This window comes from Leptospira kemamanensis (genome assembly GCF_004769665.1).
Taxonomy (GTDB): Bacteria; Spirochaetota; Leptospiria; order Leptospirales; family Leptospiraceae; genus Leptospira_A; species Leptospira_A kemamanensis.
In genome coordinates this window covers 99,868-115,376 of record NZ_RQGG01000029.1, presented here as the reverse complement: position 1 = coordinate 115,376, position 15,509 = coordinate 99,868, and the positions used below count along the sequence as shown (strand labels likewise).

The 15,509-nt window shown below is 40.9% G+C and carries 15 protein-coding genes and 1 tRNA gene; 5 read left to right on the top strand and 11 right to left on the bottom strand.

Translation table 11 applies throughout. From position 1 onward, the window contains the following. Positions 1 to 59 precede the first annotated feature (59 nt). From EHQ59_RS10020 to EHQ59_RS10010, 3 genes are read right to left on the bottom strand one after another with little or no spacing between them, the layout of a single operon-like run. On the bottom strand, positions 60 to 974 hold the full coding sequence (locus EHQ59_RS10020) for an energy transducer TonB (protein ID WP_135619517.1): 915 nt from the start codon (positions 972 to 974) through the stop codon (positions 60 to 62). Then, entirely contained in the window at positions 955 to 1,959 is a 1,005-nt protein-coding gene (ruvB, locus tag EHQ59_RS10015; RefSeq protein WP_208652360.1) for a Holliday junction branch migration DNA helicase RuvB, read from the bottom strand. Before ruvB ends, EHQ59_RS10020 begins: the two co-directional genes overlap by 20 nt. A gap of 22 nt (positions 1,960 to 1,981) precedes the next feature. Then, the gene (locus EHQ59_RS10010; protein ID WP_208652359.1) at positions 1,982 to 3,133 is read right to left on the bottom strand and encodes a S1C family serine protease; all 1,152 of its coding nucleotides are present in this window, start codon (positions 3,131 to 3,133) and stop codon (positions 1,982 to 1,984) included. A 123-nt stretch (positions 3,134 to 3,256) separates the two neighbouring features. Here EHQ59_RS10010 and EHQ59_RS10005 point away from each other — a divergent pair, with 123 nt between their 5' ends. Continuing rightward, positions 3,257 to 3,814, top strand: coding sequence for a DJ-1 family glyoxalase III (locus EHQ59_RS10005; RefSeq protein WP_135619549.1), 558 nt, complete (start codon positions 3,257 to 3,259; stop codon positions 3,812 to 3,814). Positions 3,815 to 3,879: 65 nt separating this feature from the next. Here EHQ59_RS10005 and EHQ59_RS10000 read toward each other — a convergent pair whose 3' ends face one another. The 8 genes from EHQ59_RS10000 to rpsT all read right to left on the bottom strand — a co-directional run bounded on the left by EHQ59_RS10000 (position 3,880) and on the right by rpsT (position 11,583). After that, positions 3,880 to 4,239, bottom strand: coding sequence for an STAS domain-containing protein (locus EHQ59_RS10000; protein WP_135619514.1), 360 nt, complete (start codon positions 4,237 to 4,239; stop codon positions 3,880 to 3,882). A 44-nt stretch (positions 4,240 to 4,283) separates the two neighbouring features. Beyond that, positions 4,284 to 5,885, bottom strand: a complete 1,602-nt coding sequence (locus EHQ59_RS09995; protein ID WP_135619513.1) for a carboxyl transferase domain-containing protein — start codon at positions 5,883 to 5,885, stop codon at positions 4,284 to 4,286. A 1-nt stretch (position 5,886) separates the two neighbouring features. After that, positions 5,887 to 6,792: an alpha/beta fold hydrolase gene (locus EHQ59_RS09990; protein WP_135619512.1), complete on the bottom strand. Its 906-nt coding sequence runs from the start codon at positions 6,790 to 6,792 to the stop codon at positions 5,887 to 5,889. A 3-nt stretch (positions 6,793 to 6,795) separates the two neighbouring features. Further along, positions 6,796 to 7,827, bottom strand: a complete 1,032-nt coding sequence (locus tag EHQ59_RS09985) for a GlmU family protein (RefSeq protein ID WP_135619511.1) — start codon at positions 7,825 to 7,827, stop codon at positions 6,796 to 6,798. Between the two features lie 3 nt (positions 7,828 to 7,830). After that, positions 7,831 to 9,666, bottom strand: a complete 1,836-nt coding sequence (gene glmS / locus EHQ59_RS09980) for a glutamine--fructose-6-phosphate transaminase (isomerizing) (protein WP_135619510.1) — start codon at positions 9,664 to 9,666, stop codon at positions 7,831 to 7,833. Continuing rightward, positions 9,651 to 11,027, bottom strand: a complete 1,377-nt coding sequence (gene glmM / locus EHQ59_RS09975; protein ID WP_135619509.1) for a phosphoglucosamine mutase — start codon at positions 11,025 to 11,027, stop codon at positions 9,651 to 9,653. The genes glmS and glmM overlap by 16 nt, the downstream gene beginning before the upstream one ends. A 103-nt stretch (positions 11,028 to 11,130) precedes the next feature. Continuing rightward, positions 11,131 to 11,203: transfer RNA gene (locus EHQ59_RS09970), tRNA-Val, on the bottom strand. A 104-nt stretch (positions 11,204 to 11,307) separates the two neighbouring features. Continuing rightward, entirely contained in the window at positions 11,308 to 11,583 is a 276-nt protein-coding gene (gene rpsT / locus EHQ59_RS09965) for a 30S ribosomal protein S20 (RefSeq protein ID WP_100715767.1), read from the bottom strand. A 119-nt stretch (positions 11,584 to 11,702) separates the two neighbouring features. Between rpsT and EHQ59_RS09960 the strand changes: the two genes are divergently transcribed. From EHQ59_RS09960 to EHQ59_RS09945, 4 genes are read left to right on the top strand one after another with little or no spacing between them, the layout of a single operon-like run. Continuing rightward, positions 11,703 to 11,987 (top strand): hypothetical protein, encoded by a 285-nt coding sequence (locus EHQ59_RS09960; protein WP_135619508.1) that lies wholly within the window; start codon positions 11,703 to 11,705, stop codon positions 11,985 to 11,987. Beyond that, the gene (locus EHQ59_RS09955) at positions 11,984 to 13,111 is read left to right on the top strand and encodes an LIC_10450 family protein (RefSeq protein ID WP_135619507.1); all 1,128 of its coding nucleotides are present in this window, start codon (positions 11,984 to 11,986) and stop codon (positions 13,109 to 13,111) included. The genes EHQ59_RS09960 and EHQ59_RS09955 overlap by 4 nt, the downstream gene beginning before the upstream one ends. Next, positions 13,108 to 13,902 carry a hypothetical protein gene (locus EHQ59_RS09950; RefSeq protein WP_135619506.1) on the top strand — a complete coding sequence of 265 codons (795 nt, stop codon included), beginning with the start codon at positions 13,108 to 13,110 and terminating at the stop codon, positions 13,900 to 13,902. Before EHQ59_RS09955 ends, EHQ59_RS09950 begins: the two co-directional genes overlap by 4 nt. A 15-nt stretch (positions 13,903 to 13,917) precedes the next feature. Beyond that, positions 13,918 to 15,447, top strand: coding sequence for a thiolase family protein (locus EHQ59_RS09945; protein WP_135619505.1), 1,530 nt, complete (start codon positions 13,918 to 13,920; stop codon positions 15,445 to 15,447). Positions 15,448 to 15,509 lie beyond the last annotated feature (62 nt).

Below are 15,509 nucleotides of genomic sequence, written 5' to 3'. Positions count from 1 at the left end.
TCCTTCTTCGTAAGAAAGAATTTCAGATGGATTGGGTGGGTAAAAACGAAAGGAAGGTTTTAACGGTAATACATGCCAGGGAAGATAAAATTGATGCCAAAGATCAAACCTTTGGCCTTTACTTCTTCGGGAACGGGACCAAAATTTTGACCTCGAATGGAATCCATACAAGCTTGGTCGACCACCATTTGTCCTTGGGAAGAAACAAGACGCACATCGAGAACTTGGCCTTGTTCGCTTAACATAAATAAAACTTTGGTTTCCCCTGATTTGATTCCTTCTCTTGCGACAATACCAGCCATATCTCGGTATGCATAGTTTCCGCCACCAGGAGGGGCAAAGGATTCCTCAATGCGTTTTAACATGTTTTTGAAGTAATAATAACCTGCGAGTTCTTTGGTAGGAATGGTGAGAGCTTTTGCTCCGTCCCAGCGAAATAAAAAGTCTTGTTGGAAACGATAGTTAACAGGAATTTTTGTCATCTGACCTGCACTTGCTGACTGGTTAGGACTCTCCTGTGCATTCGAATTGGTTTTGGGATCTGCTTTAAAAATTCCAAATTCAAAAATATCATCTTCTTTTGTTTCTTCCGACTTGGGTTGCGCTTTACTCGGTGTAGAGGCAGAACTTCCCATCACAAATTCATGAAACTGTGTGAGAGTATGGAATCCTTGTTTTTCAGTGACCCCACCACCACCTGACGAGTCTTTGTTGGACAATGCTTTGTATTCATCCTTTTTATCAGGATTGATGAACTGTTGTTCTACTAAGACTTCGTAAATTTTTTCTTTTTCCGCTGGAGCGAGCGAATCTTGTGCCTGTTCTTCTGCCCACATCTTCCACAACATATTCCGCGTGATGAGGTGAGCCAAAAAAAAGGAGGAGATTAAAATGACAAAGGTGAAGGCGAAAAAAAGACGTTTCTCCCCTTCTTCTTTTTCGGGTAATCGGAAATCAAAAGAGAGTGGGGCCATTTTCACGATTTTCTCCCGTATTTCCAAGATACGGAAGTCCCAAATGTTCGTAAGCTTTTTTCGTAGCCACACGGCCTTGTGGGGTGCGATCAATGAGGCCCACTCGCACAAGAAATGGTTCGTAGGTGTCCTCGATGGTTCGTTCTTCTTCTCCGAGAACCACAGCAATGGGTTTGATGCCCACAGGACCCCCCCCATACCGAGAGATGAGGATATCTAAAATTTGTCTGTCAACCGCATCGAGTCCCAAATGGTCCACACCCATCCGATCAAATGCATAACGGCAGGTCTTTAGACTAACAGAAGTTTCATTATTGACTTCGGCAAAATCACGCACTCGCTTCAAAAGGTGGTTGGCAATCCTTGGAGTTTTACGACTGCGTTTGCCCACTTCCATGGCAACCCCTTCTCCCAAATCCACACCAAGTAATTTGGCTGATCGGTCCACGATGATTTGCATTTCTTCATCCGTATAAAAATCCAATTTGAGATGGATCCCAAATCGGGATTTGAGTGGATCGCTCACAAGCCCAGACCTTGTGGTTGCACCCACTAGGGTAAAGGGTTGGAGTTGGATTTGCAGAGCATTGGCCGTCACACCTTCCCCTACCACGAGATCGACAAAAAAGTTCTCCATGGCAGGATACAATAACTCTTCCTGTTTTTTGATAAACCCATGGATCTCATCTATGAAAAGAACTTCATTGGTTTTGAGTAAGGTGAGAAACCTTACGAGGTCTGCTCCCTTTGAAATGGCAGGTGCCGATGTGGGTGTGAAGGCCACTGCCAGCTCATTGGCGATGATATTGGCCAAAGTGGTTTTGCCAAGGCCTGGTGGGCCCGAAATGAGCACATGGTCGAGTGGGCTTTTTCGTTTGCGTGCCGCTTCGACATAGACCGAGAGATTGGCCAATACCTCTTTTTGTCCGATGAACTCAGACAGTTTTTTGGGGCGAAGGTTTGGTTCTTCTTCGCCCGCTTGCATCCAATCTTCTCGTAAACTCACCTCAATTGGGTTTCTTCTCTGGAGTGATGGACGTCAAGATTTCATTTTTATTTCGAATGATTTTTAGCTCAATTCGTTTGCCGATTTTCGTATTCACGATGTAACCAACAAGTTCATCGGGGGTTCGCACTGGTTTTCCTTCGATTTCGATGATCACATCCATGAGTTGGAGTCCTGCTTTGTCTGCTGGAGAACCTTTTACAATTTGGTGGATGATGGCACCTTGGTTGTTTTTTAATCCAAATTGGGCAATGTCTCTTTCGCTGATATAATCCACACCTGCCCCAATCCAAGCACGAGCGACTTTTCCATTTGTTTTTAATTCTTCCACCACTCGTCTTGCTTCATTGATCGGAATGGCAAATCCAATTCCATCCGAACCACCGGATTGGCTCACAATCATTCGGTTGATTCCAATCACCTCTCCTCTGATATTGAGAAGTGGTCCTCCACTATTCCCTTGGTTGATGGCCGCATCAGTTTGGATGTAAGCAAGGCCAGACTTATCAAGTCCTCCCCTTTGGATGGCAGACACCACACCAACGGTAAACGACTGTTCGAGTCCAAGAGGAGCACCGATGGCAATGGCCCAGTTTCCTACACGCACTTTGCTCGAATCACCTATGATGCTTGGAGTGAGGCTTCCTTTGGGTGCACTGATTTTTAATAAGGCGATATCTGCTGTGGAATCAGAACCAATGAGTTTTGCTTCATACTCACTTTTGTTTTTCAACTTCACAGTAAACTTATCCATGTTTTGCACAACATGGTGGTTCGTCATGATATAACCTTCTTCGTTTAAGACAATCCCTGATCCAAGTCCAGAAAGTTTTTGTTGGCGTGATCCTCGTCTTTGGTTTTGCGGTGGTCCAAAAAAATATTCAAAGGGATGTAAAGGCACATTGACCGTACCTTCGGTGGCGATGGAAACCACACTCGGTGACACTCGATCAAATACTTCTTGGAAAGCATCTTCTAAGGCAACAGCTTGCGTTTGTGCAGGTGATAATTTTTCACCACCGTCGGCTTTGAGTTGTAAAGGGTTTTCAGATGAATTTCCACAAGTTAAAATGGGAGACAAAAAGGTTCCCAATAATAAAAAACTAAACGCGATGGCAATGTATCGTAAAGGATTCGTTTTTTTCTCAGTCATAGACAATGAACACTCTCTCCTATCATATCAGACCCTCGAAACGGGGGGAAAGTTCCCAATTCTTTGGATCGTTTTTTTACAAAAAAACTTGAACAATTTGTAACAAGCCAAACAAGTCTTAGTATGGCAACTAAGGTTTTGATTCCCCTTTGTCCTGGCTTTGAAGAAATGGAAGCCATCATCCTCATTGATGTCTTACGCCGAGGCAATGTTGAGGTGGTTTCCATTGGTAAATCCAAAGAACCCATCATTGCTTCTCGTCATACGATTCACCTCGCTGACAAAACGTTTTCCGAAATCCAGGCAAAGGAATACGATGCCATCCTCTTGCCAGGGGGACTGAACGGAACCAAAAACCTGATGGCGGAACCAGAGATCCAATCCATTTTAGATTCTTTCCATTCTTTTAAAAAAACCATAGCGGCCATCTGTGCGGCACCTGCAGTGTTACGAAAATTCAATTTACTTTCTGGAGATGATCCCTATACAAGCTTTCCTTCTACTGAAGACTTGGCCCCTGGTGCAGGAGGCAAATTTACAGGCAAACGAATCGAATCGCATAACCATATTCATACGAGTGTTGGTCCAGGATCTGCTTTTGAATTTGCTTTGTATCTTTTAGAATTATTCGAAGGAAAAGAAGTGATGGAGCGAGTGAAACAAGGATTGTTACTCCCCTAGTCGTTCACTTCCGAAATTCAATTGAGTCTACTTGTAGAATTGAAATGAGATCCTAGGACCGGCAATCATTCCGATTGGGAATTTCTTTCACTGATCAGAGACTGCACCGCCATCTCTTCTGTTTCAAAAACTTCTAAGTGGCTTTCCATACCCGTCATCTTAAACACTTTGGCAACAGAACCATGCACACTACAAACTTTCAAATTCCCATGGTATTTTTTAAGTTTGTACATCGCAGTCACTAAGGTTCCAATCCCGGAGCTATCCATAAAAGGAACCTTTTCTAAATTCACCACGATCTCGTATTGGTGTTTGCGCATTTTGTCATCCAACATATCCTTGAGTTCTTTTGCATTGTACAAATCGACTTCACCTTCAATTGTGATGACGACTACTTGTTCGGATGACGTTTCGCGGATGATCATTTGATTTACGTTTGCACCTGAATAGGAAATGAAAAGGAAAAAAATTACATTCGAAAGACACCGAACGGTTTTCTTTCTTCTTTTCTTCGACTTAAAATGGATAAGGCTCTTCCTAGAACATTTCTCGTATCGGCAGGATCTATGATTCCATCATCCCAAAGGCGAGCCGAACTATAAACGGCAGAAGATTTTTTCTCATAATCTTCCAAAATTGGTTTTTTAAAACTGTTTTCCTCATCGGGATGGAACTGCTCACCAGCTGCTTCTTTTTGGTCTTTTTTGACTGTCCATAAAACATTCGCAGCTTGTTCTCCACCCATTACAGAGATCTTTGCATTGGGCCACATCCATAAAAATTCAGGAGCAAAAGCACGACCACACATTCCATAATTGCCAGCCCCATAGGAACCACCAGTAACAACCGTTAACTTAGGAACGGTCGTGGTAGAAACTGCATTTACCATTTTCGCTCCGTCACGTGCAATCCCATTGTTCTCGTATTTTTTCCCCACCATAAACCCTGTGATGTTTTGTAGGAAAAGCAGGGGAATCCGTCTTTGGTCACAAAGTTCAATGAAATGTGATGCCTTAAGGGCCGACTCAGAAAACAATACTCCATGATTGGCAATGATTCCCACTGGAAATCCAAAAACTTCAGCAAAACCAGTTACAATGGTAGTTGCATAAAGTTTTTTAAATTCATGAAAACGGGATCCATCAACCAAACGCGAAATGATTTCTCGTGGATCATAAGATTTACGGGAATCTCTTTCGATGATTCCATAAATTTCTTCCGCAGGATAAAGTGGTTCTTCAGTCACTCTAGCTTGCGTTACTTCTTTTGCATTTAAATTTTTGATAATAGAACGTGTGATCTCAAGTGCATGATAATCATCTTCTGCATAATGATCTGTAACACCCGATACACGGCAATGCACATCAGCACCACCCAATTCCTCTCCAGTCACCACTTCACCTGTAGCTGCTTTCACAAGAGGAGGGCCACCTAAAAAAATAGTTCCATTTCCTTTCACAATCACTGATTCATCGGACATAGCCGGGATATAAGCACCACCTGCAGTACAAGACCCCATAACTACTGCTATTTGAGAGATACCTTTTGCACTCATCCTTGCTTGATTAAAGAAAATCCTTCCAAAATGATCTTTGTCAGGAAATACTTCATCTTGCATCGGCAAAAATGCTCCGCCTGAATCCACCAAATAAATACAAGGTAAGGAATTGTTTTCAGCAATTTCTTGGGCACGGATATGTTTTTTGACGGTGAGGGGATAATAAGTTCCACCCTTGACAGTTGCATCATTGGCAACAATCATACAATCAATCCCTTCTACTTTTCCGATGCCTGTGATGATTCCAGCCGACGGAACTGGATCCGGATACACTGCTTCTGCGGCAAGACCACAGATTTCCATAAATTCAGTTTCTGAATCAATGAGCTCTGCGATTCGTTCTCGAGCAGTTAATTTCCCTCTTGCTTTGTGTTTTTCAAGAGCCTTTTTTCCACCACCTAACTTTACTTGTTCGATGGTTTTCCGAAAAGGAACCAAGGTTTCTAAATATTTAGTTCGATTAGCAATAAAATCAGAAGAAAGGGGATTAATTTTAGAGATCAGTCGTTCCATATTATTCCTTGTTTTGTTTGTTAAAGTGGAAGGTTTTGGTTTTTTTATGAGAAAAACTATCTACGAAGTAATGGAGTTTTTCATAAACGACAGTTGGACATTCTTCCATCGCTAAATGTTTACAAGGCAAAAAAATAAGACTACTTGTACGAAGTGTTTCCTTCATGTATTCAGTTTGTTTGGGAGAAATACGATAGTCTTCTTCTCCAATATAAATTTGTCTGAGGCCTACAAAATTTTTGGCACCTTCTTCAATTTCGCGTAAGGCATGGGTGGAACGATCTACATTTCTAATGAATTCCAATGTGTTTTTGCGGTTTTTTCCTTCAAATAACAAGTGATACATGGTTTTTTCCCATTCACTTGTGAAATGATGTGTTTTTTTCACGAGAAACCATTTGTAAAAAAATCGAAGTAGAGGTGGGCGAAACAAAAAAGAAAAAATTTCACCAATGATTGGCAAACGTAAAAAATGTAATGGGAAATAAAAACGAAACTTAGGTAAGTTCATAAACCCACATAAGATTGATAAGGATTTGAATTGGTTTGCATGTTCCTTAAAGGTAAAACATAAAATTGGCAAAGCATAATCAAAAGCAACCACATGTACTTTTTTATCACCTACAACTTTCTCCAAAAAGGGAGAGAGGTAATGTGCTTGTAATCTGTGAGACAAAGGTCCGTCAGGACGGCTACTAAATCCAGTTCCTAAAAAATCCAAAGCGATCACTCGGTAATGAGTAGATAATAGCTCAACCAGTTTACGGTAGTTATACGAAGTTGTCAAAAAGCCAGGTAATAAGAGAATGATTTCATCCCCTTTTCCTTCCTCTAAATAAAAAAAACTGAGCCCATCAATTTCAACAGATTTTCCGGAATTGATATGTGACTGTAAACTAGGTGTCATGTTTCACTCCGTACACTTTCCATAGAGTTTTCTTAAGTAATGATCTTCGAATTCAAATAAATTCATACTCCGTCGAGCCATGATTTTTTTAGTATCAAACAAAAACTCTTCGAGACGATACCTTCCTCCAGGTTTGATCCAAGTAAAGGCTGGAACATAGCCTTGGATTCTTGATTCCACAATATTACTTGCGATATCAAAAACAGTTCCTGTATTCGACATCACACCAATCGCTAACTTGGTAAATGGGCCAATGATGGATCCAAACTTAATGGTTCCCGTATTGACAACCGAATCACCTACTTTCAATTTTACGATACCATAATTATTTTTGAGATCACTAGTAGTTGATAAGGCACCTAAGTTCACCCATGTAGATACAAAACTATGCCCTAAAAAACCTTCATGGTGTTTGTTCGTGTAATCTAAAATGATAGAATTTTCGACTTCGCCACCAATTCTACATTGGTTTCCAATGAGCGTTCCACCAGTGATCCGAGCATTGTCGATTTGGCTATTTTTCCCAACAAAGAGTGGGCCTTCTAAAAAACTAAAGGAAGAGATTTTGACACCATCTTCAATCAGGATGGGACCATGTGTCGTATCAAATACCACTCCAGGGTATACAGTGGCACCAGCATGGATATAAAGATGTTTGTCTTTTCCAACGATGTGAAATCCTGATTGTTTGGCTTTGTACTTTTGACGAAACCGTTTCCATTCCTTTTCAATGGTTAAAGTATCTTCAATGATGGAAGTAACTGTTCCAAGGAGTTCCCATGGTAAAAAAGAATCAGCACTATAAATAGAATCATAAGATTCAAGTGTAGCTGGTAACACATGTGGGTATCGATTGAAAATTAAGGTTTCAAAATCTGGATTTGGTCCTTTGTAAAAGATTTTGGCGCCAGGGTATTTTCTTTCTAATTTTTCAAGGAGCGAAAGTCCCCCTAAATTCCATTCAAAAAAAGAATGAAACCTAGACAATGGTTCTAACGCAGGATTTCGTTTTGAATCATCTAATAAGAGATTCACAAATCACTCCACGGTCACAGATTTTGCTAAATTCCTCGGTTGGTCCACATTACATCCCCTAAGAATTGCTATGTGGTAAGATAATAATTGTAAAGGGATCACCGCAAGTAATGGAACAAGTGCATCCGCAGTTTTCGGAATCTCAAATGTATAATCAGCCATTCCTTTGATTTCCGTATCACCTTCGGTCACAACAGCAATGACTTTTCCTTTCCTTGCTTTCACTTCTTGGATATTGGAGATTACTTTTTCATACGAACTATCTTTTGTTGCGATAAAAACAACTGGCATATCAGCATCAATGAGAGCAATGGGACCATGTTTCATTTCGGCAGCAGGATAACCTTCTGCATGGATATAAGAAATTTCTTTTAACTTTAATGCACCTTCCAAAGCAACTGGAAAGTTAAACCCACGCCCCAAATAAAGGAAGTTAGACGCTCGGTAAAAATGTTCTGCAATATTTCGAATCTGTTCATCTTTTGTGAGAATTTTGGCGACCTTATCTGGAATCGAATCAAGTTCTAATAGAAGAGTTTGGTAATCCGATAACGAAATGGAACCTCGTTTTAATCCTAAGTAAAGAGCCATCATCGTTAAAATGGAAACTTGGGATGTAAAGGCTTTGGTAGATGCCACACCAATTTCTGGACCTGCGTGTAAGTAAGCGCCTGCATGAGAAGCACGTGCGATAGAAGAACCCACCACATTACAAACGCCGAAAATCAATGCACCCTTTGACTTTGCAAGTTCAATGGCAGCAAGAGTGTCCGCTGTTTCTCCTGACTGTGAAACTGCAATGACCACATCTCGTTCTGTGACGATGGGATTGCGATAACGAAATTCAGAAGCATATTCCACTTCTGTTGGAATCCTTGCTAGGTCTTCAAATAGATATTCTCCAATGAGACCCGCATGCCACGACGTTCCACAACCAACCAAAATCAAACGATCTGCATTTAAAAATCGATTTAAGTATTGGTCAATGCCACTTAAGAACAAATGGTGTTCGCGTGAAACCAAACGTCCTCTCATCGCATCACGAATGGACTTTGGTTGTTCAAAAATTTCCTTTAACATAAAGTGTGGGTATCCACCTTTCTCTATGTCTTCCAAATCCATTTCTAATTTTTGAATGAAAGGAGTTTTGGTAACGTTCTCTAAGTTTTTAACAACAAGACTTCCATCTTTGATGATGGCCATCTCTTGGTCATTTAAATAGGTAACATTATTAGTATATTCAATGATAGGTGTTGCATCCGATGCGACAAAGTATTCATCTTCACCAATTCCAATCACAAGAGGTGATCCTTTTCTAGCAGCGATCATGCTCCTTTCGTTGTCTTTAGAAAGAACAACGATGGCATAAGCACCAACTACTTCATTTAAGGCAAGGCGCACAGCTTCTTCGATGGAACATTTGTTTTGTTTTTTGATTTCTTCGATTAAATGAATCAGTACTTCAGAATCAGTATCGGATTTGAATTGATGGCCGTTACTTTCTAATTCTTTTTTGATGGAACCATAATTTTCTATGATACCATTGTGGATGATGGCTAACGTTCCATCAGAACTTGTATGTGGATGAGCATTACGATCGTTTGGTTCCCCATGAGTCGCCCAACGCGTGTGACCAATTCCAAGGCTTGCTTGTAATTTTCTAGTTCCAATTTCTGCTTCTAAATCAGCAACTTTTCCCTTTTTTTTAACGATCTCCAAACCACCGTTTAACAGTGCTACGCCGGCACTATCATACCCACGGTATTCTAATCGTTTGAGTCCTTTGATGATAACAGGGAGAGCTTCTCTTTTGCCTAAATAACCTACGATTCCACACATTGTTTTACCCTCTTTAAGGTAGATTCCAAATCACTTTGGGATTTTGTTTCTGTAATGACACGAAAGATTGGTTCTGTATTGGAAGGCCTGATGTGAATCCAAGAATCGGACACATACATCCACAACCCATCCTTCTCTGAAATGAGTTTGGGTGAAAACTCAGATTGAAATTTTTCATATAAAGTTTCTAAGGACATTCCTTTCGCCAAAGGAAAAGACTGTTTGTCCATATATAAGTTTGGTAACTCATCCATCAGTTCATCAATGGACTTACCAGTTTCTGCCATCAAGTTTAAGATATGAGCAATCCCAGAAAGAGTATCACGTCCAAACGAAGGAATGTTTGGATCAATCACACCACCGTTTCCTTCGCCACCAAACACAGCTTTGGTTTTAATCATTTCTTCAACTACGTTTGCTTCTCCCACTTTGCTACGAATCACTTCTCCACCAAACCGGGAAGCTACCTCTTCGTTTAAGAAACTGGTAGATAAGTTGACAACAACTTTGGATTTCTTTTTGGAAGAAGAGAGAACATTGGTAAGAGCCAGAGGAAGTGTGTATTCTTCTGAGATGGCACCACGTTTCGGAGTGAACAAAACTAACCTGTCTGCATCAGGATCAAGGGCAAATCCGATATTTGCTTTCGATTTTTTGAAATATGGCTCTACTGTTTTTAAGGCAGCGGCTGTTGGTTCTGGAGGACGAGGGAAAGTTCCATCTGGATTACAATTATGAGAGATAACTTTGCAACCTAACATCTGTAAAAACTTAGGAACAACATATGATCCAGCTCCACCAACTGCATCTACAAACACGGTAAATTTTTTCTTTTTGATTTTGGCAACATTCACTCGTTTCAGAACAGAAGACAAATGAAGATCAATATAATCTTCTCCTGAATCAATGTATCCCTTCGGTGCAATTTGTTCTTTGGTGAAACTTCCCGATTGTAAAATCGAAAGCAATTTTTGATTCTCTTCAGCAGAGAAAAAAAATCCTTTTTTAGAAATAAATTTAAATGCGTTCCACTCCATTGGATTGTGTGAAGCGGAGATCATAATCCCACCACTTGCTTTTGCCAAATTCACAACAGCTTTTGTTGTAGGAGTGGGAACAAGACCCAAGGTTAAAACAGAACTTCCGGAAGCTAACAATGCGGAGGTGAGAAGAGATTCTAAGTAAGGACCACTCGGTCTTGAGTCTCGACCAATGACAACCGTTCCACCATTCATCATGGTAGCAAAGGACTTAGAGAAAGCGAGTGCCTCTTCCAATCCAAATCCTTGTGCTATTTTTCCCCGAACACCGGAGATTGAAATCATAAGGGAGGACAGATCATACTCTTTAGTAAAATGCATACAATACGATCAAGGCTCTTGGATTCGCACTGTAAGTCTATCTTTTTGCTTTGTGCGAACTGATTGTGAAGAGGAAATAAAAAAGGAATGAAGGCAAACGGTTTGGGCGATGACAGGATTGAACTGCCGACCCGCTGCTTGTAAGGCAGCTGCTCTCCCAGCTGAGCTAATCGCCCGTTGTTATGACCAGTAAACTATGTGTGGGATTTCTGTAAATGAGAAATAGAAATAAAAAAGGCCACACGGTGGTGGCCTCATTCCAAGGTGCTAAAAGCGAATGTTAGGCGGCTTTTGCTTCGATAGAATTGATGCGAAGAGCCATACGAGATTTTTTACGATCTGCATTTTTTTTGTGGATGAGTTTTGTTTTCGCAGCTCTATCCAATTTCGATGAAAGTTTTGAAAAAACAGATAATGCTTCCGTTTTGTCGCCAGATTTAATGGCTTTGATAAGAAGGCGAGCGTAAGTGCGTAATTCACTACGATCTTCGCCATTTCGCTCTTTTCTACGAGCGGTTCTACGGATGTCTTTTTTAGATGATTTTAAATTAGCCAAGGAATGTCCCCTATGAGGAATTTTTACTTATCTTTTGAGTACCACTCTGCCGGTCAAGGCGAAAGAGAAAAAAATGAGTACCAAAACCAGGTTTGCTGACCCCTTCCGCAGGAGGGACTATGTTTTCAGCACTGATCTGGATCGATTCCGAACTCTACAAAATCTTGACCGAACGCCACCTAGACATCGGCCTTGTGGTGAAAATGGCTATTTTGTCTCTCAAATTGGAAGGAATGGAACCCGGACAATACCCACAAGGCGAGTTTGGCCACTACGAACGTTTGGAACTCTCTCGGTATGATTTTTTTACCTTAAGCCTCATTTCTCGGGAGAAGGAAGTTGACCCGAACGTATTACTCTCATATGCTTTCACAGAAGCTTTGTTGGAAATTTTGCGACTGTGACACCTGAAAAATCAAAATACCATTATATTAAAATTGATTCGATCACAGACATCGATCCTTTAAAACTTTCCATTTCGCAGATCCAACAGCGTTATATTGATAAAGATAACAATCGTTATGCCCTGAGATTCAACAAAGAAATTCGTAGGATTGAGATTTTAAAACTTGTAGGGAATCATTTTGAAATCCTTCCTCACCATCCGAAAGAAATCGAAACGACAAACGATTCTCTCGCAGAAGTCATTGCCACTCCGACTCCACCACCCATCATTTCGGAAGACCTGAGAGCCAACCCCATTTTAGGGAAATTAATTTCTAGCCCGGAACCGAAAACCACTCCTCCAGAGAAAGTTTCCAAACCACTGGAAATCGCCAAAGAAAAACTCTCCCCCGTGGAAGAGGAAAACCTGATGCGAGAAGATGTGGATTTGGATATCTTTGAGGGAGAGGAACCTCCGAAACCAGCAGAAACTCTTTCTCACGAAGGGCTCTTAAATACTCCAGAACCACCTACACCTGAGGAAGAAGACCCAAATCAAATCACGGCCAACACAAGGTTCGAAGAAGGAACCGGGGAAAAAACGGCCCAACAACGCATTGATGATTTTTTAAAGATCATTGCGACCTATAGAGAAAGAATCACGGCCATCATTCGAAACTTACAATCCTCTCGGATTTTTGAACTCACCGGCGATCCTTCTGAAAACAAAAACATTGTGGGAAATTTTTCCAGAGAAATTGATGCAACGGTGTTTGAAGCTATTGATAAAATGATCGATCTGCATAAAGAAATGACCTCTTATCCTCGTCCAATTACATATTACATTTCCAAAGCACCTGTGGAAAAACGTGAAGAGATGAAGTTAATTGAATCAGACAAGGAAAAGCTGAAAAACCTACATTTGTTTGAAATGCAAAGGCATACAGATACAATCATCAAAGATCTCAAAAAATTGAGTTTGCAGTTATTGAATATATTGAATCTCAAAAATGACATTCAAGTGAAACAACTTCAATATGCGAACCAATTGATGTTTGTGGATGCGAAGAATGCCTCTCTTTATTTTGCACAAGACTTAGATAAAACCATTTTGGAAATTGAACACTGGAAACAATCGAAATGAAAGAACTGTCGGAAGCAGAAACAAAAGCAATTTTAGAAAAAATTCGATCAGAATATAAAGAACACGGAAAACTCAATCCTAAGGCATTTGACCAAACAGGGTTTGAACAAAGGTACATCCAAGTTTTAAAATTACGTGGGAACATCACAAAATTTCTCACAGAAGAAGTGACCTTCCTCGAACAACTCAAATCAAAATTCCAAGAACTTGCTGCAAAAAAAGAAGCTGCCAAAGCACAAACTCTCAACCGCATTATGGATGAGTCGATTGAAAAGTTGGCTAATTATAAAAAGGTAGACTTTCATCCTTTGGCGAAAGTAGAAACTCGTTATTTTTACGGAGCCATGTTGGATTTTACGGAAATGGAACTGCCTGTTCTCATTTATATTTTTAAGGGAACACCAGAGTATTCTTACTTACAAGATGCTGTTTTACAAGTGGAACGAATTGGACTCACACGACGTGGCCTTCCATCGATGAAGATGCAAGAGTTCATCAAAACCTTGTTAGATGCCAATGGGAATGCTATTGTTATCGAAAAAGCATCACAAAACCTTTTAAAAGATGGTTGTATTGCTCTAAAAAATATCATTGTCGCAGTCCAAGACTTAACCGCCAAAAACAGAATTAATCCAGACATGATTGTGCAGGTGAACGAAAAGGAATATCCTAATTCCTTTAATGCTTACAATGGCAAAAAGTTTGGAGAAAGTTTGAACCGAATCACTGAACGCTGCAAACAAATCATACAAGATTTTCGAATGAATGCGTTGATGAATATCGAAGGTTAGTTCAAATGTGGCTTCATGGACCCTATTTTACTTGGTGTCAGCGACACCATTGAATCAGAATTTGATGCGGAAGTTTACAAAAACCTAACTCCCCTCGAGAAATACCATTCCTTACTCTTTCGCTCTGTGGACAAACTGTTTGGATTCTTAGGAACCGACAGAGAAACAATTAAACCCTTCCTCACTGATTTTGTATCAGTTGAAGCGCAGTCCCTCGACAGAGAGGGATATGGGTTCACCATCAAAGATGCTAACGATTTAGGATTTGGTGGTCTTGCTTGCCATACCGTAGACCTGGGAGGGGCCAGTGTGGGTGGTGCCATCCAATCGGCCCATACCATTGTGAAAGCCAATCCCTATGCTGTGGTGCTTGTGGCAGCGGCCGATATTCCCAAATCCGTTTTCAAACAAGTTTCCGATTTAAAACGTCTCACGGCAACCGTATGCCATAAAGACTGGGAAATGCCTTACGGAGCCACTCTCATCGGGCTCTATTCGTTGTTATGTGAGCGAATGATGGTTGATACCGGTGTGACAAATGAAGATTTGGAGGAGATTACCAAACATTTTCGAACATTAGCAGAAACGAATCCCCGTGCCTTCCAATACCAAAAGCCAATGGTGGAGAAACAGTTAAAAAAACCACTTTCGGGTGTTTACAGCACACCGATGATTGCCATTGTCACGGATCATGGATTTGCCACTCTCATCACCTCTGAAGTCATGAAACAAAAGTTAATCGACAACAAGGTCATTAAGTCTGATGCCAAACACATCTATGTGATTGGATCGGGTCATAGCGCCCATGCCGAATACCTCATCCAAAAAAAGGATCTAAAAAGCCCAGCAGGTCTTGCTTGTGAGAGAGCGGTTGCATCCAGTGGAATCAATCGCTCCGAGATCGAATATGCTTGGATTTATGATTGTTTTACAGGGATGGTCATCCATGAAGCTTCCTTATATTTTGGAGTGTCTCCAAAAGAAACAGCCACAGCTCTCCGAGGCGGAAAAATCTCCAATGGATCAAAAGAGATCCCGATCAATTTAAGTGGTGGGATTTTGAATTACCAAGCGGCGATGGCAATCTCTGGGGCAACAGGACTTGTGGACATTGCCAGCCAATATGGCCTTGCCGTAGATCCCATTCCCAATATTTTGAGAGAACCACCTAAGGTGAGTTTACTGGGAGGAAATGGTGGAATTGATAGCATCAATTCTGTGATTCTCTTTGCCAAAGACAAAGTGGAGAGAACACCAAAAGAACCGATGTTGTTAAAACCATTGGAAGTCAATGTGCCGAACCCAAAGGAAATGGAAAAAGCTACGATTCTTTCTGCGACTACGATTTACTTCAATCCTGGGGGAGAAAAAAAACCACCGTATCTCATCGTTTGTTCCACCAAAGAGAATGGAGAAATGGTCCTCACCAATCTCTATGACAAAGAAGGAAGGGAGATTGTATCCAAAGAGGGATTGGAACTTGGTAAAACCAAAGTGGAATTCCAAAGGATTGATGGAAAAATCCAGGCAGTAGTGGTGGTATAACAAACGCTAAAGGAAACCAGTGATGGTTGAAATTCATCACTGGCTTTAGAAGGGAAGAATCG